The sequence below is a fragment of the Sulfurivermis fontis genome, from assembly GCF_004001245.1.
Taxonomy (GTDB): Bacteria; Pseudomonadota; Gammaproteobacteria; order Thiohalomonadales; family Thiohalomonadaceae; genus Sulfurivermis; species Sulfurivermis fontis.
Window position 1 is genome coordinate 1,967,910 of sequence record NZ_AP018724.1, and the last position, 18,197, is coordinate 1,986,106.

The following is an 18,197-nucleotide window of genomic DNA, read 5'->3' on the forward strand; positions in this document are numbered from 1 at the left end:
GGCTAGTCTCCCACCTTGTAGACGGAGCGGTACGGTTCGATCGCATGATGGCCGTGCTCCAGCATCAGATTGGCCAGGTCGAACAGCAGCGCGCGCGTGCCGCGATAACCGATGGCGGTGCGCTGATAACCGCCCACCAGGTCGTAGAGCGGGAAACCGATGCGCAGCAGCGGGATCTGCAACCGCGCGGCCGCCTGGCCGCAATGGGAGTTGCCCAGCAGAAGTTCGGCGTGGCCGGCGCGGGCCATCTGCTCCAGATCCTCCAGATCACCTATCTTCACCTCGGCCAGTGCCAGCCGCTCCAGCGCCGGGCCGCGGCTCGGCGCGACAGCGGCGACGACCTCCATCCCGACGCCCTGCGCCAGCTCGCTGAGTGCCAACAGCTGATCGGGCTCCGCCGCAATGGCGACCCGGCGCATGCCGAGCATGAAATGCGTATCCACCAACGCATCCTGCAACTGCGCGCGCTGACGATTGATCCGCCCCGGCACCGGCCGCTGCGCGATACGGCTGAGGGTATGCACAAAACTGTCCACCGCATCGAGGCCGAGCAGATGATCGAAGCGGTAGTCCGGCACGCCGGTACGCTCGGCCAGCACATCGGCGGCAGCATTCAGCGCCGCGCCGAACACCAGCGTGGCCGCCGACTCCCCCATCAGTTCGATATCGGACAGCGGCGTGCCGCCGACGGTGTGCGGGGTGAAATCGTTCGGCGTGAGGTGGCCGTCGAGCGAATCGGCAATGTCCGGCAATATCACCGGACGCAGCTCGAAGTCCTCCAGCAACTCCTTCAGCGCCTCGACGTCACCCGGCGTCAGGTGGGCGCCGGCCAGCACGTTGACCTGGCGCTGGCGCATACCGGCGCGCTGCGTCTGCGGCACCACGGTTTCAATCACGGCCCTCACCGCCAGAGAAAAACCGCTTTCTAATCCGCCGACGTAGTCCGGTGTGTCCACCGGCACCACATGGCAAGCGGCGAATTCCGGCTGGGCGTCGCGGAACATCTTCACGGCACGGCGTATGTCCGCCCCCTGGATCTCCGACAGGCCGGTGGTCATCAGGCCGATGAGCCGCGGCTTGTTCTTGCTGAAGATGGTGGTGAGCGCCTCGACGATGCTGTCGTCGGCTCCCATCACCGTGCTGATCTGATCCATGGCCGTGGTCTGCAGGGGGATCGGCTCGCGGAAGTGGCGCACGAACATCACCTTGGCAAAGGCGGTGCAGCCCTGCGAGCCATGCATCAGCGGCATCGCCTTGTTGATGCCGAGGAAGGCCAGCGTCGCGCCGACCGGCTGGCTCACCTTCAACGGATTGACCGTCAGCGCTTTGTTGCGTTTCAGGATGGTGACGCTCATGACACCACCTCCCACGGCGCGCTCTTGCGCACGGCCGGCCACACCGGACTCTCGATGGTGAGCGCCAGCTGGCGCGCCAGTTCCACCATGCCGGCATAACCGGCGTAGCCGAATTCGCGTTCCTGATTGATGTCGAGGAAGGGGATGCGCGCCTTCAGTGCCGTGTACATGTTGCGGCCGCCGGCGATGAGGACGTCGGCCTGGTAGCTGCGCACGGTATCGAGCAGGGCGCGCGGACTGCCCTCGTCCAGCATCTTCACCTCCGGCCCCATCAGTTCGCGGATGCGCGCCTTGTCTTCCTCGGTGGACTTGTTGGTGCCGGTGGCCACCACCTTGAGGCCGAGGTCCTGCAGGGCGGAGATCACCGACCAGGATTTCACGCCGCCGGTATAGAGCAGGGCGCGCCGCCCCTGCAGGCGTTCGCGCCAGGGCTGCAGCAGGGCATCGGCCTTGGCCTCCTCGCGCGCAATGAGACGTTCCGTGCGCTCGCTCAGATCCGCATCGCCGATCAGGCGGGCGAAATCGCGCAACGCCTGGCTGACGTCGCGCACGCCGTAGAAACTGCCCTCGAACCAGGGCGTGCCGTACTGTTTCTCCAGCTTGCGCGCCACATTCACCATCGCCTTGGAACAGACCATCATGTTCACCTCCGCGCGGTGCATGGTCTGCACCTCGCGGAAACGCGCATTCCCGGACAGGGTGCACAGCACGCGCAGGCCGAGCTCGTCGAACAGCGGCAGCACGTGCCACAGCTCGCCGGCGATGTTGTATTCACCGATCAGGTTGATGTCGTGCACCCGGATGCCGGGACGCACGCTCGCCGGCGGCAGCGGGTCGGGTTCGCGGGTGCCGATGACGTGCTTGACCATCGCCTCGCCGGCGATGCGGTTGCCGAGATTCTTGGTGCCGTAGAAACCGGCGCTGTCCACCGGCACCACCGGCACACCCCACTGCTTCGTGGCCGCCTTGCACACCGCGTCGACGTCGTCGCCGATAAGGGCCGGCACACAGGTGTTGTAGACGAACACCGCCGCCGGCGCGTAGCTGTCGATGGCCTGCCTGATGGAGTGGAACAGGCGCTTCTCCGAACGGCCCATGATCACATCCTGTTCGGTCAGGTCGGTGGTCATGCCGATGCGGTACAGGGTCGGTCCGGTGGAACGGGTGCCGCGGTTGTCCCAGGAGGAACCGGCACAGGCAATGGGACCGTGGACGATGTGCGCCACGTCGGCGATGGGCAGCAGGGCGATCTGCGCGCCGTCGAAGGCGCAGCCGCCGGCGGTGGCGCCCGGTTTGGGACGGGCGCAGCCGGACTTCTCCTTGCTGTTGTGGGCGCAGGCCGGCTCGTCGAGCAGGGCGGCGATGTCTTTCGGCTGCATGGCGGCACCTCGGGGGCTGAAGGCTTGTGTTTCCTTCAGCAACCGTCATGCCAGATGCTATGTGTCTGTATTTAAGAAGAATTTCTGCGTTGTCGTTTGTAACAAACGTAACAATGGGAAGAAATGCAACACGCGGCGGCCCAGCGACAGGACGCCGCCGGACCAATGCGCGAGGAGTGTTTCAGCGCAGCAACAACACCGGTACCGTGGCGTTGCGCATGACGCTGGTGGTGGTGCTGCCGACCAGGAAGCGGCGGATCACGGAATGGCCGTAGGCGCCCATCACCAGCAGGTCGATGTCGTGCTCGGCGCGGTAGTCGCACAGGGCACGCTCGACTTCGCCGCCACGCAGCGAGATGTGCACCTCGAAACCGGCCGCCTCCAGGCAGTCACGCGCCCAGGCCAGCTGGCCCTGGTTGACCTTGTTGTCCGCACCGATCAGCAGCAGGTGACAGGGCAGGTTGCGGAACAGCGGGCTGGCGGCAATCATTTCCACACCCTTGCGGGTGGTCTCGCTGCCGTCGAAGGCCACCATGAAGCGGCGTGGCGGGCGGAAGGTGTCGGTGGTAACCAGGATCGGTCGGTGCATGGTGCGCACCACGTTTTCCAGGCGGCTGCCGATGTGTGCGTTGAGATTCTCGTCGTGCTTGCCCAGTACCAGCAGGCGGGTTTCCGGTTCCATCTCCACCAGTGTCTCGATCAGACTGCCATGGCGCTGGCGCGTGACGGGATTCGCCACACCGTCGTTGATCACGCGGTGCTGCGCCTCTTCCAGCATCAGGCGGCCCTGCTCCAGGGCCAGACGGCTGCGCTTCTGATCCAGCGCCGCCAGCTCTTCCAGCAGGGCCTCGCGGCTGCCGAGACCGATGTTGCCGGTGAGATTGCTCTGGGTCGGATATTCCGATTTGTCCAGCACGTGCAGCAGGATCAGCGGCGCTTCCAGGCGCAGGCTGGCCCAGGCGGCGTAGTCGCACACGGCGGGGGTGACGGCGGTGCCGTCGATGCAGGCGATCACATTGATCATGTTATCGTTCTCCTCAGTGGCCCATCAGCTGGTCTACGGCATCCGGCTTGTCGTGCACCGCGAAGCGGTCGACGATGGTGGCGCTGGCCTCGTTGAGGCCGATGATCTCCACCTCGGTGCCTTCGCGGCGGAACTTGAGCACCACCTTGTCCAGGGCCGCCACCGCGGTGATGTCCCAGAAGTGCGCCTGGCACAGGTCGATGACCACCTTGTCGATGGCCTCCTTGAAATCGAAGAATTCGACGAACTTGTCGGCCGAGGCAAAGAATACCTGGCCGACGACCTTATAGGTGCGGGTCAGGCCATCCTCACTCAGTTCGGAGCTGACGTATTTGTACTGCGCCACCTTGTTGGCGAAGAACATCGCCGCCAGCAGCACGCCGACGAACACGCCGTAGGCCAGGTTGTGGGTCGCCACCACCACCACCACCGTGGTGATCATCACCGTACTGGTACTCACCGGGTGCTTCTTCAGGTTGGCCAGCGATTCCCAACTGAAGGTACCGATGGCGACCATGATCATCACCGCCACCAGTGCCGCCATGGGGATCTGCGCTACCCAGTCACCGAGGAACACCACCATCAACAACAGGAACACGCCTGCGGCAAGCGTCGACAACCGGGTGCGACCGCCGGACTTCACGTTGATTACCGACTGGCCGATCATCGCGCAGCCGGCCATGCCGCCCATCAGGCCGGAAGCGATGTTGGCCACGCCCTGCCCCTTGCACTCGCGGTTCTTGTCGCTGCCGGTATCGGTGAGATCATCGACGATGGTGGCCGTCATCAGCGACTCCAGCAGGCCCACCATCGCCAGCGATACCGAATAGGGGAAGATGATCGCCAGGGTCTCGAAGGTGAGCGGCACCTCCGGCCAGAGGAACACTGGCAGGGTATCCGGCAGCTCGCCCATGTCGCCCACGGTGCGGATGTCGAGGTCGAGCACGATGGCCACGACGGTCAGCACCACGATGGTAACCAGCGGCGAGGGTATCGCCTTGGTGAGGTAGGGGAACAGATAGATGATGCCGAGTCCTGCCGCGGTCATGGCGTAGACGTGCCAGGTTACGTTGGTCAACTCGGGCAACTGCGCCATGAAGATCAGGATCGCCAGCGCATTGACGAAGCCGGTGACCACCGAGCGCGACACGAAGCGCATCAGTGAACCGAGCTTGAGGTAGCCGGCGATGATCTGCAGCACGCCGGTGAGCAGGGTGGCGGCGAGCAGGTATTGCAGGCCGTGTTCCTTCACCAGGGTCACCATCAGCAGCGCCATGGCGCCGGTGGCGGCGGAGATCATGCCGGGACGGCCGCCGACGAAGGCGATCACCACCGCGATGCAGAACGAGGCATACAGACCCACCTTGGGATCGACCCCGGCAATGATGGAAAAGGCGATGGCCTCGGGGATCAGCGCCAGCGCCACCACCAGACCGGCAAGTACATCGCCACGGACATTGGAAAACCAGCTATTGCGTACGGATTTGATCATTCAGCTCGAACCTGCAAACGGCTTCACGTCACAGCCCACATGGCGGCGCTGTGGCGAACGGGGCGAAAAACGGTGTCAGCATGCGGGCCGCGCAGCGACCCGAAAGGAAAACCGAAGAGGGATGATTATGGCGGCGTGATACGCATGAGGCGCCGGATGTTAATCCATATACCGGCATATATCAATAACGTGGGCCCATATGTGCGCCCGCTGGCCAGCGCATGATAGCGGCCAGTTCTGGCCATTCAACACCTGACGGCCTATCATCAGGGCCCGACGTTGCAGAGCATTCCTGTCCAGTCATGACTATCGACGTGCCCGCTATCGAGCATTTCCGCAGCAAGCTGTGCGCCGCCCGCGCGACGCTCCTGGCCCTGGCCGAGACCCGTGACGCCTCCACGGCCACCGTGGAACTGGACCAGTCCAGTGTCGGGCGTCTGTCGCGCATGGACGCCATGCAGCAGCAGGCCATGGCGCAAAACACCCGCCAACGGGCGGAGCTGGAACTGCGCCGCATCGAGGCGGCATTGCGCCGTTGCGATGATGGCAGCTACGGCTATTGCGCCGACTGCGACGAACCCATCGACCCGCGCCGCCTGGAACTCGATCCGGCGGCCACCCTGTGCATCACCTGTGCCGAAAGACGGGGGCAGTGATGCGGCCGCCATGGTGAACCGGAATAAGCAACACCTGTTCTATCCGTGTTGACTCAGCATCGCTAGGGATTGCCGTGAACGGTTTCCGTCGCCACCGCGTCCAGTGACAAGCGGCGACCTTCAACCAGCATCCGCTCGATGTCGGCAGCGGGCAGCGGCTTGCTGAACAGGAAACCCTGCACCTGATCGCAGCCGTGGGCACGCAGGAACTGCAGCTGCTCCATGGTCTCGACACCCTCGGCCAGCACGTGCAGATTGAGGCTGTGGCCCATGGCGATGATGGTGCCGGCGATGGCGGCATCGTCGGTGTCGGTAGTCACGTCGCGCACGAAAGACTGATCGATCTTCAGGGTATCGATGGGGAAGCGCTTCAGATAACTGAGCGAGGAATAGCCGGTGCCGAAATCGTCCACCGACAGTGAAATGCCCAGCGCCTTCAGCTGGCGCAGCATGGCGGCGCCGGCCTCGGCGTTGCCCATCAGGCTGCTCTCGGTGATCTCCAGCTCCAGCCAGGCCGGATCGGCGCCGCTTGCCGCCAGCGCAGCACGCACGGTCTGCAACAGATTGCTCTGACAGAACTGGCGCGGCGACAGGTTCACCGCCACACGCAGGGGCGCAAATCCCGCCTGTTGCCAGCGCGCGATCTGCTGGCAGGCTGCATGCAGCACCCACTCGCCCACCTGCACGATCATGCCGCTCTCCTCCAGCACCGGGATGAACTGCGACGGCATCACCATGCCGAGGTCCGGATGGCGCCAGCGCAGCAGCACCTCGACGCCGATGATGCGGCCGTCGTGCAAGGCATTCTGCGGCTGGAAATACAGCTCGAATTCCTCGCGCTCGAGGGCGCGGCGCAGGCTGTTCTCCATCACCAGCCGCTCGAAGGCGGAGGCATTCATCTCGCTGCGATAGAACTGGTAGTTGTTACGCCCGGCCTCCTTGGCGTGATACATCGCGGTATCGGCGTATTTGATCATGTCATCCAGCGACTGGGCATCCTGCGGGTACACGCTGATGCCGACACTGGTGGTGACGAACACCTCATGTCCGAGCAGTTGGAACGGTGCGCCCATCGCCGTAAGCACCTTTTGCGCAATGTGGGCGATCTCCGTCTCGTGAGTCAGGTCGGTGAGCATGATGACGAATTCGTCGCCGCCGAGGCGGGCCACGGTGTCGCAATCGCGCACGTGCATCGACAGGCGCCGCGCCGCCTCCTTGAGCAGTTCGTCGCCGATGAAGTGGCCCAAGGTGTCGTTGATGTTCTTGAAACGGTCCAGATCGATATACAGCAGCGCCACCATGCGCCGGCTGCGCTTGGCCTCGGCCATGGCCTGCAGCAGGCGGCCATGGAACATGGTGCGGTTGGGCAGCTCGGTGAGCGGGTCGTAGTAGGCCAGGTGATAGATGCGCTGCTCCGCCTCTTTCTTTTCGGTGATGTCGCTGAAAATGGCCACGTAGTGGCTGGCCTGGCCGCTGGCATCGGGCAGTAGGTTGATGGATAGCCACTCCGGATACACCTCGCCATTCTTGCGCCGGTTCCAGATCTCGCCCTGCCACTTGCCCTCGGCATGCAGCCGTGCCCACATGGTCTGATAGAAATCCTCGCCGTGGCGTCCCGACTTGAGCACCGCCGGCGTCTTGCCGAGGATTTCCTCTTCGGTATAACCGGTGATCGCGGTGAAGGCATGATTGACGCGCAGGATGTGGCCGCCGGCATCGGTGACCAGGATGCCCTCGACGCTGTTGTCGAAGACCTTGGCGGCGAGGCGCATGTTTTCCTCCGCCGCGCGGCGTTCGGTGAGATCGCGCAGCGCGGCGATGAACAGCGGCTGCTCCTGCTGCGTGGCCTCGGACAGGGAGATTTCCAGCGGGAAGGTGCTGCCGTCGCTCCGCACGCCCACCATTTCGCGCGTGCGGCCCAGTGCCTGACTGCTGTCGCGCGCGGTGAGGTAGCGGTGCACGAAGGCCTCGTGCTGACTGCGGTAGGGTTCCGGCATCAACAGGGTCACGCTGCGGCCGATGATCTCGCCGGCGCGATAGCCGAAGATCCGCTCTGCCGCATGGTTGAAGCCGGTGATCAGGCCGTTGCCGTCGATGGTGACGATACCGTCGAGGATGTTTTCCAGCACCGCCTCGTTGCGCCGGCTGCTCTCGCGCAGTGCCGCCTCGTTGCGGCGCCGCTCGGTGACATCACGGAAGAACACCCACAAGCCTTCCGCCGACGGATAGAGGTGGGTTTCGAAATATTTCTGCAGCGGCGGATAATAGCCCTCGAACTGCTCCTTGCTCTGCTGGCGCAACGCCTGGGCAAAGCGCTTGTAGAAACTGCTGGCCAGCTCCGGCGCCACGTCCCACAGCTCCTGTCCCAGGGCGTCCTGCCGCGGCACCTCCAGCAGACGCTCCGCCTCGGCATTGAAATAGGTGATGCGCCAGTTGCCGTCCACCGCCAGATAGGCGTCGGTGGTACTCTCCAGCAGGGAGATGATCTGGCGGCTCTTGTCCTGCAACTCCGCCTCGGCACGGCGCCGCTCGGTGGCGTCACGGCCGACGACGACCAACCCCTTGCGGCTGCCGTCATCGTTGTACAGCGGCACCTTGCCGATCTCGAACAGCAGGCTGGGGCCGTCGGGACGCGGGATCACCTCCTCGGTCCACAGCGCCTTGCCGGCCTGCCACACCGCATCGTCACTGCCGGCACAGGCCTGCAGCGCATCGCGGTAGAACGGGCTCAGTTGCGCCAGTTCCTGATCGGTGCGGCCACGATACTCGACCCCGTCCAGCCCGAAGGTACGCAGCCCGAAGCGGTTGGCCACCAGCCAGCGGCCGACACCGTCCTTGAAGCAGACGAAGTCGGGCATGGCATCGAGCAGCGTCTCCAGCCAGTACTGCTGGTTGCGCAGCGCCTCCGTGACGCGGCGTCCTTCGGTGATGTCCTGCACCGTCCCCACCATGCGCAACGGGGTCCCGTCGGCGGCGCGGAATACCTCGCCGCGCTGGCGCACCCAGCGCTCCTCGCCGTCACGGCGCACGATGCGGTGCACGATGTTGAAGGGACGCTGGTGGGTCAGCGCCTGCTCCACCGCCGCACGCACCTCGGCGCGATCGGCCTCGTGCACGAAATTGAGGAAATCCTCGAAGCTGGCCGCCGTGGCCTGGGGCGACAGCCCGAATACGTGATAGATCTCGTCCGACCAGTGGACACGATCGTTGGTGTAATGCCACTCCCAGTGGCCGAGGGAGGCGATGCGCTGCGCCTCGGCCAGCCGCATCTCGCTCAGACGCAGGGCGCGCTCCCGCTCCATGTCGAGGTGATGGGCCTGGTGCAGGCTGCGCGACATGGCATTGAAGGCGGCCACCGCCTGCGCCAGGGCATCGTTACCCTCCACCGGCAACTGATAACCATATTCGCCGCCGGCGATGCGCCGCGCCCCTTCCTTCAGACGACGCAGGTCGCGGAACAACAGCCCCATCAAGCCGAAGACGGCCGCCAGGCCGAACCCAATGAGCAGCAAGGTCCCCCCCGGGACATTGAGGCCCAGCCACTGCACATGGCCGCCGTGATCCAACGCCAGCCCGACCTCCACCCGCCCCCAGGCCTGATCACCGTCGGCGATGAGCGCGTCGGCTACCAGCGCCCGCCCCGCCGCCGGGCGCCCGGCCTCGGCGAGCAGGCCGTCGCGGCCATAGACCCGGACAAAACCCAGCCAACGCCCGTCCGCCAGGCGATGCACCAGCCGCTCCACCGCCGCGATATCACCGCTCATGACGCTCGGCCGCAGCGCCGCCGCCAGCATGTCGGCCGCCACCGTGACGTGGACCTGCTCCTCTTGCTGCAGCTCCGCGCGCTGTACCGCATATTCACGCCACAGCAACAGTGCGAAACCCAGCACCAGCGCCACCAGCACGCTGAGGGTGATCTTGTTGCGGAGCAGAAAGGATAGGCGCATCGATGTCCGGATGGCGTCTTCAGAGTCAGGGGGGATGCGAAAAGACAAATTTTCGGCACAGGTTAACATAAACGGAGACCTGACCGGCCCGCCGGCCACAGCGGGCGGGGACGCCATTTTCTCCCGGCTTCACCAAATATTCACGCGATCTTGACCGCCACTTCACCCTACCCCCATTAAGCTGCAGGGCACGTTCCCAAAGCCCCGTGGAGTCTGCCGTGGCCGTATCCCGTCCTGCCGCCCCCCTGTTCCGCCGCCTCAAGTCGGTGCCGGCCCTGCTGCTGGCCGTGCTGGCCGTGCTGCTGCCCTTCGTCCCCCTGCTCTCCCACCGCCTGGACATGCTGGCCCTGATCGCCCTGCCGCTGTCCCTCATCGCCGCCCGCATGGAACGCGACGCCGCCTGATCCCGCCGCCGCGCCTGCCATCGTGGCCTCGCGGCGGCGACGGCTGCGCCATGTGGTAGTATGCGTCACCCCCGATTTCAGCCTATCCGTAAACCCGTTCTGGTGTGACAGGAGTTTCTATGCGCGCGTTGCTGTCGTTGTCCGGTCTGTTGTCTGCCCTGCTGCTCTCCCCCGCCGCCCTGGCCAGTGAAGGGGCCCCCGCCCTGGACCTGACGGCCACCTGGTTCGGCATCGTCGCCGTCGTGGTCTTCGTGCTGGCCTACGCCCTGGTGGTGACGGAAGAATTCCTCCACCTGCGCAAGTCCAAGCCGGTCCTCGTCGCCGCCGGCATCATCTGGATCCTGGTGGGCACGGCCTATGCCATGCATGGCGACACCCACACCGCCGGCGCCGCCATCCGCCACAACCTGATGGAGTACGCCGAACTGATGCTGTTCCTGCTGGCGGCGATGACCTACATCAACACCATGGAAGAGCGGCAACTCTTCAGCGCCCTGCGCGCCTGGCTGGTGTCGCGCGGCTTTTCCCTGCGCGCGGTGTTCTGGATCACCGGCGTACTGGCCTTCTTCATCTCCCCCATCGCCGACAACCTGACCACCGCCCTGCTGATGGCCGCGGTGGTGATGGCGGTGGGTGCCGGCAACACCCAGTTCATCGTGCTGTCGTGCATCAGCATCGTGGTGGCCGCCAACGCCGGCGGTGCCTTCAGCCCCTTCGGCGACATCACCACGCTGATGGTGTGGCAGAAGGGCATCATCGAATTCAACGAGTTCTTCGCCCTGTTCATCCCCTCCCTGGCCAACTGGCTGATCCCGGCGGCGCTGATGTCCTTCGCCGTACCGCAGGGCCGGCCGCCGGCGGTGTCGGAAAAGATCGAGGTGAAATACGGCGGCTATGTGGTGGTGATACTGTTCATCGCCACCATCGCGCTGGCCGTGTCCATGCACAGCTTCCTGCACCTGCCGCCGGTGCTGGGCATGATGACCGGCCTCGGCGTGCTCAAGCTGTACGGCTACCTGCTGCGCCGCCACGAACTCAAGCACGAGAGCATCCGTGGTCCCGAGACCCTGGACCTGGGCGAGCTGGCGCCCTATGTCAAACCGAGGCACAAGCCGTTCGATATCTTCATCAGCATGAAACGCGCCGAGTGGGACACCCTGATGTTCTTCTACGGCGTGGTGTTGTGTGTCGGCGGCCTCGGCACCATAGGGTATCTGGCGCACGCCTCTGCCTGGCTGTATCAGGGTATCGGCGCCACCTGGGCCAATATCGCCATCGGCCTGCTGTCGGCGGTGGTGGACAACATCCCGGTGATGTTCGCCGTGCTGACCATGTACCCGGAGATGTCCCACGGCCAGTGGCTGCTGGTGACGCTCACCGCCGGTGTCGGTGGCTCGCTGCTGTCCATCGGCTCGGCGGCCGGCGTCGGCCTGATGGGCCAGGCGCGCGGCATCTACACCTTCTTCGCCCACCTCAAGTGGACCTGGGCCATCGCCCTCGGCTACGCCGGCAGCATCTGGCTGCACTTCCTCATCAACCACAGCGTGATGTAGCACAAAAAAAAATAGCCTCCCCGGCTGGCCGGGGAGGCTGCAGTAAATCCACAACAGCGGAGCGAAACAATCAGAGCGGCGCGGCCCTCACACCAGCGCACCAGACGCACGCTCCTGTGCTCGTCATCTCCCGCATGCAGCACATCACACCCCACCTCTTGCACGCGGGCATCGGCAGCTAAGGAAGCTCTGAATAAGTTCAGAGCTTCCGCGGCACAGGGATGTGCCGCCAATTTTCAACGACGATAACTCGTTGGAAAATGAAGCCAAGCGAAAATCACACTTTTCGATGGGCGTGGTTTTGTCCACGGATGGACTTATGGCGCGGAGCCCATGGAGGGGTGGGAGCGACCTGAAAAGTCCAGGATGGACTTATTCAGACCTTCCCTAACTAGCCGCTCCGGGCTGGTAACCGAACGACCTGCGCGAATTCTGTGGTTCGGGCTGAAGTCCGAGCCACAACAACCTGGATACCAATTCGGCACATTCCGCCTGCGAACACGCAACGGTGCCTGGTGTTCAAGCCTGCGCCTGCTGCGCCGCGCCCGGCCGCTGCGCGCATTCGTGGAAGATGCGCGTGGTGCAGCCGCGGCAGACATCGGCGTCCAGGGTCGGGATCACGCTGGACAGTGCCACGGTCTTGCCGGTGAAGATGCGGTCACGGCCGATGTCCTCGATGTAGCCGCCGCGCTCCAGCATCTCCAGCACCGACGGCTTGACACGGATCAGATACAGCCCGCCGCCGGCGGCGCGGCGGCGCTTGGCCTCCTGGGCGAGGAATTCGGCGCCGGCCACATCGATGAAATTGATACCGGTGGCGGAGATCATCAGATGCTTTTGCAGCGGGTGTCCCTCGGTGAGGCGGCGCATGGATTCGGCCACGTGGTTCACGGCACCGAAGAACAGCGAACCATCGAGGCGCAACAGCTTCAGCTGCGGACATTCCGGCAGTGTGCCGTCGGTGACGAACTCGCGACGCGGCGAGGCCGGGTTGGGCACGCGCGGCAACAGCTTGGGCTTGGAGGTGCGGTTGATGTACAGCACCAGCGACAGTATGACACCGGCGAGGATGGCGAACTCCAGTTCCAGGAACAGGGTGGCGAAGAAGGTGACCGCCAAAATCATCGTCTCCTCGCGGCTGGCCTGGATGATCTTGTGGATGTGGTGGAAATCGATCAGCCCCCAGGCCACCAGGAACAGGATCGCCGCCATCGCCGCATTGGGCAGGTAGGCGGCGAGCGGCGCCACCAGCACGATCACGCCGGCGAGCAGCGCACCGGCGAACACCGCCGACAGCGGCGTGCGCGCGCCCGCCTGGAAGTTGAGGCCGCTGCGGTTGAACGAGCCGGTGGCGACATACCCGGAGAAGAAACTGCCGGCCATGTTGGACAGGCCCTGACCGATGAATTCCTGGTTGCCGTCGATGTGCTGGTTGGCGCGGGCGCCGAGGGAACGGGCGATGGACACCGCCTCGGTCAGCGCAAACAGCGTGGTGGCCAGGGCCGCCGGTGCCAGTTGCTTGATGGTGTCCAGGCTGAAGTCGGGGGCCGACAGCGGCGGCAGGCCGCCGGGCAGCGCGCCCACGGTGCGGATGCCGGTGACGTCCTGGCCCAGCCACTGATTGAGGATCGCCGCCGCCACGCTGCCGGCCACCATCGCGGTGATCATGTAGGGAATGCGCGGCAGCCAGCGCTTGCAGGCCAGGCCCGCCAGCAGGGTGAGCACCGCTACGCCGGTGACGTACAGATTGATCTCGCCGAACTGCCGGAACAGGTACAACAGGGTTTCGTGGAAATGCAGGCCGCGCGGCATGTCGAGGCCGAAGAAATGCTTGATCTGGTTGCCGGCGATAAGCAGGGCCGCGCCGGCGGTGAAACCGATCACCACCGAGTGGGAGATGAAGTTCACCAGCGTGCCGAGACGCGCCAGCCCCATCATCAGCTCCAGTACGCCGACCATGAAGGTCAGGGTCAGCGCCAGGCGCACGTAGTCGATGCTGCCCGGTTCGGCGAAGGCCGACAGGCTGGAGAACACCACGATGGAGGCCGCCGTGGTGGGACCGGACACCAGATGCCAGGACGAACCCCACAACGCCGCGACGATGGCCGGGACGATGCCGGCATACAGACCATATTCCGGCGGCATGCCGGCGATGGTGGCGAAGGCCACGCCCTGCGGCAGCACCACCACCGCGCCGGTGAGGCCGGCCATGAAATCGGCGCGCAGGGTGTTGCGGTTGACCATCGGCCACCAGCGGATGAAGGGCAACAGGCGGGCGAGCCAGAGCGGACAGGACAGGGCACCTGCGCTACGGGACGCAGTGAGAGTCTTTGCGGACGACATACGGTTCCTCGACTGGGGCGCGACGGCCGCGCCGTGCGGTGGGGTAAATCACCCCGAGGTTACGGCGGGCGCGGTCAAGCCGCGGTCAAGGAAACGTCAAGAATCGGTCAAGGCTGTGTGCGAAAGACGAGGCGGAAGGTCGCCCCCTGCCCCGCCGCGCTGCTGACGGAGACGCGCCAGCCCTGGCGGTCGGCGATGCGCTTCACCAGCGGCAGGCCAATACCTGCACCGCGGGTGGCGCGGCGCGAATGCGCGGTGTGCTCGAACAGGCAACACAGGTCCTCCGGCGGCACGCCCGGTCCGGTATCGGCGACGGTGATATCGGTACCAGTCAGCGTGATCGCCACCTGCCCCTGCTCGGTATAGGCGAAGGCGTTGCGCACCAGATTGCCGAGGGCGATGGCCAGCAACGGCCGCTCCACCGCCACCTCCGGCCGCGCCTCGATGTGCAACTCCAGTTGCACCGGCTTGTGCTGCAGCAGGTGCTGGTGCTGCTCGATCACCTCGCGCAGCACCTCATCCACCGGGCAGGGGGTGAAGGCCGGGGCCGGGCCGGGGCGCTCGCGCGCCAGCATCAGCAGGGTGGAGGTGAGATCGGCCATGCCGCGCACGGCGCGCGCCATACGCTCGACGCGGGGACGCATCTTCGGGTCGAGCTGCGGGTCGGCCTGCAACACCTCCACCGCGCCCTGGATCACCGCCAGCGGCGTGCGCAGCTCGTGGCTGGCGTCGGCGGCAAAGGCGCGCTCGCGCTCGACGAAGGCGAGCATGCGCGCGAGGTAGCGCTCGAAGGCATGGGCCAGCTCGCCCACCTCGTCGTGCGGCAGGCCCTCGGCGAAGGGGCTCACCAGATCGGCGGCATCGCGCTCACGCACGCGCCGCGCCAGCTCGCCCACCGGCGCAATCACCCGGCCGGCCAGCCACCAGCCGCCCGCCGCCGACAGCAACGCGGTGGCGATGATGCCGAACAGTACCACGGCAATCAGACGGCGCTCGCGGTATTCCACCTGGGCACGGCTGTGCAGCATGTACAGCGTCCAGTGATCGCTGGCGGAAACCGCGACGCGATAACTGGTGCCCTCCACGTCGAGGGTGTGGTAACCGGCGCTGAGCACGCGCAGCGCCGCCGGCAGTTCGTCGGGCGATGCGCTGCGCGGCAGCAGATAACCGCGCACCGTGGCGGTGAGCGGCGGCAGCGATTGCGGATTGCGCGCCAGGCGCGCCTTGTAGTCCTCGAGTTCGGCCGCCAGCGCCTCGTCGATGAGGCGTTCTTCGAGGTCGCGCGAGGTGAAGTAGACCCAGCCGCCGAGGGCCAGGCTGACGGCCACGCACAGCAGGGCAAAACCCGTCGCCACGCGCAGCCGCAGGCTGAGGCTAAACTGCATCGGACTCGCTCAGGCGGTAACCGAAACCGCGCACGGTGTGCAGCAGCGGCACGGCGAAGGGCTTGTCGATGGCATTGCGCAGGCTGTGCAGGTGGGCGCGCAGCGCATCGCTGTCCGGCGGATTGTCGCCCCAGACGGCGCGCTCCAGTTCGGCGCGGCGCACCACCTGCGGGGAACGCTGCATCAACAGTTCCAGCAGTTTGAGCGGGATCGGCGACAGTTCGATGGGCCGACCGCCGCGGGTCACGCGGCAGGTGCCGGTGTCGAGCACCAGATCGGCGACACGCAGCTGGTGCGCACCGCTTTCACTTTCCGGACGCTGGCGCCGGCTCAGGGCCTCCAGACGCGCCTCCAGCTCCAGCAGGGCGAAGGGCTTGATCAGGTAGTCGTCGGCGCCGCTGGCGAAACCGTCCAGCTTGTCCTCCAGACTGTCGCGCGCGGTGAGCATCAGCACCGGCGTGGTGATGCCTTCACGGCGCAGCCTGGCGCACACCTCCAGGCCGTCGATGCCGGGCAGCATCAGATCGAGCACGATGGCGTCGTAGCGTTTTTCCAGTGCAAAGCCGAGCCCGGCGTAGCCGTTATAGGCCACGTCCACGCTATGACCGCGTCCGCCCAGATAGTCGATCAGATTGGCGTTGAGGTCCGGATTGTCCTCGATGACGAGGATATGCATGGGCCCACCTGCGCAAAGGAAAGGGCCATTGTACGCGCACGGGGTAACAACGGGGAGTCCGCCGCCATGGCGGCGCGGCGACCGCCTGCCGCCTCAGTGCGGCAGACGGTTGCGGCACAACGGTCAGGCGGGGTAATCGGCGATGCCGGGATTGCCGGCGACGCCCTTCAGCTTCGGCGTGTTGAACTTCTTCACCTTGGCCACCTTCTGGTCGCGCAGGTAGTCGGCCACCACGTCCCAGATCGGACGGCCCTCCGACTGCGCGCCGACGGTGGCCCAGCCGGCCACCTTGTACTTCTTGCCGGCCTCGACGGCCTTGCCGTTGTCGAGGCGCATCTCGCTGACGCGGCTGCCCATCTTCGCCGTCGGGTCGCACACGTAGTCGAGGCCGGATACGCGCACCATGTCGCCGCCCTGCTGGAAGTAGGGGTCTTCGTTGAACAGGTTGTCGAGCACGTCCTCCAGGATCAGCTTCACCTCGGCACCGTCCATCTCGCGCACGTAGGTCTCCGGGTAGGTGGTACAGGTCTGGTCCAGCACGTGCTCCATGGTGATGTCCTGGCCCGGCAGCACCGTGGTGCCCCAGCGGAAGCCCGGCGACAGGGCGATCTGCGCATCGCCCACCACGCGCTGGGCGTCGCAGATGATCTGGTCGAAGGTGCCGTTGAAGTTGCCACGGCGGTAGAGCAGCTCGCCGGCGGTGGCCAGCTTCTCGTTGAGCTGGCCCAGGTAGGGCTTGCGCACGTTGTCGATGTAGGCCTGCATCTCGGCGTCGGCCGGCAGCAGGTTGGAGAACACCGGCAGCAGGCGGTAACGGAAGTCGCGCACCTTGCCGCCGCGCACGTCCAGGTCCATCACGCCCAGATACTTGCCGTTGGAACCGGCGTTGGTGACCAGGGTCTGGCCGCCGCGGTTCTTGATGATGGACGGCGCCGGCATGCCGTCGTGGGTGTGGCCGCCGAAGATCACGTCGATGCCGGAAACGACCGAGGCCATCTTCAGGTCCACGTCCATGCCATTGTGGGAGAGGACCACCACCAGCTCGGCCTTCTCTTCGTTGCGCACCTTGTCCACCATCTCCTGCATCGCCTCGTCGCGGATGCCGAAGGTCCAGTTGGGGATGAAGCGCGCCGGATTGGCGATGGGGGTGTAGGGGAAGGCCTGGCCGATCACCGCCACCTTCACACCACCGACGTTGCGGATGGTGTAGGGCTTGAAGGCGTGGCCGGTGTTTTCGTCGAAGGACGGGAAACCGTCGAACAGCGCCTCCTCCTTCACGGTAACGTTCTGCGCCAGGAATTCGCCTTTGAGATCCTTGATGTTGTCGAGCACCTCGCGGTCCAGGTAGGTGAACTCCCAGTGGCCGGTCATGATGTCGACGCCGAGCTGGTTGCAGGCGCCGACCATGTCCTTGCCGCGGGTCCAGTAGGCGGTGCCGGAACCCTGCCAGGTGTCGCCACCGTCCAGCAGCAGGGAATTGCCGTCGCCGCGCTCGGCGCGGATCTGCTTGACCAGGGTGGCGAGGTGGGCGAAACCGCCGACCTTGCCGTACTTGCGCGCCTCTTCGGCGAAGTTCAGGTAGGTGAAGGCGTGGGCCTCGATGGAACCGGGCTTGATGCCGAAATGGGCCAGCAGCTTGTCGCCCACCAGGTGCGGCGCCTTGCCGTAGGAGCCGCCGACGCCGAGGTTGACGTTGGGTTCACGGAAGTAGATGGGCTGCAGCTGGGCATGGGTGTCGGTGATGTGCAGCAGGCTGACATTGCCGAATTTGGGCATATCGTACAGGGCGGAACCACCCTTCTTGCCGAAGGCCAGGCCCGGCGCCATGGCGGCGGCACCGGCGATACCCATCAATTGAATGAACTGACGACGCGAAATGGACATTGCAACTCCTCGGACTGATTTTGATTGGGTGACCGCTATGGCAACGGCGCATGTGCCTAGAGTGGCGCGATGGCCGTGGATTATTCCATCGCCTCGATT

12 protein-coding genes are annotated in these 18,197 nt (G+C 65.4%); 3 read left to right on the forward strand and 9 right to left on the reverse strand.

The window, feature by feature from the left end; translation table 11 throughout:
• Window positions 1-2: 2 nt before the first annotated feature.
• From nifN to EP379_RS10015, 4 genes are all read right to left on the reverse strand, one after another.
• The gene (gene nifN, locus EP379_RS10000; RefSeq protein WP_127477672.1) at window positions 3-1,355 is read right to left on the reverse strand and encodes a nitrogenase iron-molybdenum cofactor biosynthesis protein NifN; all 1,353 of its coding nucleotides are present in this window, start codon (window positions 1,353-1,355) and stop codon (window positions 3-5) included.
• On the reverse strand, window positions 1,352-2,734 hold the full coding sequence (gene nifE / locus EP379_RS10005; protein WP_127477673.1) for a nitrogenase iron-molybdenum cofactor biosynthesis protein NifE: 1,383 nt from the start codon (window positions 2,732-2,734) through the stop codon (window positions 1,352-1,354). The genes nifN and nifE overlap by 4 nt, the downstream gene beginning before the upstream one ends.
• Before the next feature lie 181 nt (window positions 2,735-2,915).
• A complete protein-coding gene (locus tag EP379_RS10010; RefSeq protein ID WP_127477674.1) occupies window positions 2,916-3,758 on the reverse strand; it encodes a universal stress protein in 843 nt (280 codons plus the stop codon).
• A gap of 13 nt (window positions 3,759-3,771) precedes the next feature.
• Window positions 3,772-5,250, reverse strand: a complete 1,479-nt coding sequence (locus tag EP379_RS10015; protein ID WP_127477675.1) for a SulP family inorganic anion transporter — start codon at window positions 5,248-5,250, stop codon at window positions 3,772-3,774.
• Window positions 5,251-5,552: 302 nt separating this feature from the next.
• On the opposite strand from EP379_RS10015, the gene EP379_RS10020 reads away from it, so the two are divergent.
• The gene (locus tag EP379_RS10020; protein ID WP_127477676.1) at window positions 5,553-5,906 is read left to right on the forward strand and encodes a TraR/DksA family transcriptional regulator; all 354 of its coding nucleotides are present in this window, start codon (window positions 5,553-5,555) and stop codon (window positions 5,904-5,906) included.
• 62 nt (window positions 5,907-5,968) lie between these two features.
• Here EP379_RS10020 and EP379_RS10025 read toward each other — a convergent pair whose 3' ends face one another.
• Window positions 5,969-9,853, reverse strand: coding sequence for a PAS domain S-box protein (locus tag EP379_RS10025; protein WP_172600438.1), 3,885 nt, complete (start codon window positions 9,851-9,853; stop codon window positions 5,969-5,971).
• 218 nt (window positions 9,854-10,071) lie between these two features.
• Here EP379_RS10025 and EP379_RS10030 point away from each other — a divergent pair, with 218 nt between their 5' ends.
• Together EP379_RS10030 and nhaD are read left to right on the forward strand one after the other, a co-directional pair.
• Window positions 10,072-10,257: a hypothetical protein gene (locus EP379_RS10030; protein WP_127477678.1), complete on the forward strand. Its 186-nt coding sequence runs from the start codon at window positions 10,072-10,074 to the stop codon at window positions 10,255-10,257.
• A gap of 119 nt (window positions 10,258-10,376) precedes the next feature.
• Complete coding sequence (nhaD, locus tag EP379_RS10035; RefSeq protein ID WP_127477679.1) at window positions 10,377-11,810, forward strand: sodium:proton antiporter NhaD; 1,434 nt, start codon at window positions 10,377-10,379, stop codon at window positions 11,808-11,810.
• Between the two features lie 519 nt (window positions 11,811-12,329).
• On the opposite strand, the gene EP379_RS10040 is transcribed toward nhaD, so the two are convergent.
• The 4 genes from EP379_RS10040 to soxB form a co-directional block, all read right to left on the reverse strand.
• Window positions 12,330-14,153 carry a SulP family inorganic anion transporter gene (locus EP379_RS10040; protein WP_127477680.1) on the reverse strand — a complete coding sequence of 608 codons (1,824 nt, stop codon included), beginning with the start codon at window positions 14,151-14,153 and terminating at the stop codon, window positions 12,330-12,332.
• A gap of 107 nt (window positions 14,154-14,260) precedes the next feature.
• Entirely contained in the window at window positions 14,261-15,538 is a 1,278-nt protein-coding gene (locus EP379_RS10045) for a sensor histidine kinase (protein WP_127477681.1), read from the reverse strand.
• Window positions 15,528-16,214 (reverse strand): response regulator transcription factor, encoded by a 687-nt coding sequence (locus EP379_RS10050; RefSeq protein ID WP_127477682.1) that lies wholly within the window; start codon window positions 16,212-16,214, stop codon window positions 15,528-15,530. Before EP379_RS10050 ends, EP379_RS10045 begins: the two co-directional genes overlap by 11 nt.
• Window positions 16,215-16,337: 123 nt before the next feature.
• Window positions 16,338-18,098, reverse strand: a complete 1,761-nt coding sequence (soxB, locus tag EP379_RS10055; RefSeq protein WP_127477683.1) for a thiosulfohydrolase SoxB — start codon at window positions 18,096-18,098, stop codon at window positions 16,338-16,340.
• Window positions 18,099-18,197 lie beyond the last annotated feature (99 nt).

Bases quoted from the DNA above. Each gene is read 5' to 3' on its own strand.
- nifN (WP_127477672.1), bottom strand. From the start codon at position 1,355: ATGAGCGTCACCATCCTGAAACGCAACAAAGCGCTGACGGTCAATCCG.
- nifE (WP_127477673.1), bottom strand. From the start codon at position 2,734: ATGCAGCCGAAAGACATCGCCGCCCTGCTCGACGAGCCGGCCTGCGCC.
- EP379_RS10010 (WP_127477674.1), bottom strand. From the start codon at position 3,758: ATGATCAATGTGATCGCCTGCATCGACGGCACCGCCGTCACCCCCGCC.
- EP379_RS10015 (WP_127477675.1), bottom strand. From the start codon at position 5,250: ATGATCAAATCCGTACGCAATAGCTGGTTTTCCAATGTCCGTGGCGAT.
- EP379_RS10020 (WP_127477676.1), top strand. From the start codon at position 5,553: ATGACTATCGACGTGCCCGCTATCGAGCATTTCCGCAGCAAGCTGTGC.
- EP379_RS10025 (WP_172600438.1), bottom strand. From the start codon at position 9,853: ATGCGCCTATCCTTTCTGCTCCGCAACAAGATCACCCTCAGCGTGCTG.
- nhaD (WP_127477679.1), top strand. From the start codon at position 10,377: ATGCGCGCGTTGCTGTCGTTGTCCGGTCTGTTGTCTGCCCTGCTGCTC.
- EP379_RS10040 (WP_127477680.1), bottom strand. From the start codon at position 14,153: ATGTCGTCCGCAAAGACTCTCACTGCGTCCCGTAGCGCAGGTGCCCTG.
- EP379_RS10045 (WP_127477681.1), bottom strand. From the start codon at position 15,538: ATGCAGTTTAGCCTCAGCCTGCGGCTGCGCGTGGCGACGGGTTTTGCC.
- EP379_RS10050 (WP_127477682.1), bottom strand. From the start codon at position 16,214: ATGCATATCCTCGTCATCGAGGACAATCCGGACCTCAACGCCAATCTG.
- soxB (WP_127477683.1), bottom strand. From the start codon at position 18,098: ATGTCCATTTCGCGTCGTCAGTTCATTCAATTGATGGGTATCGCCGGT.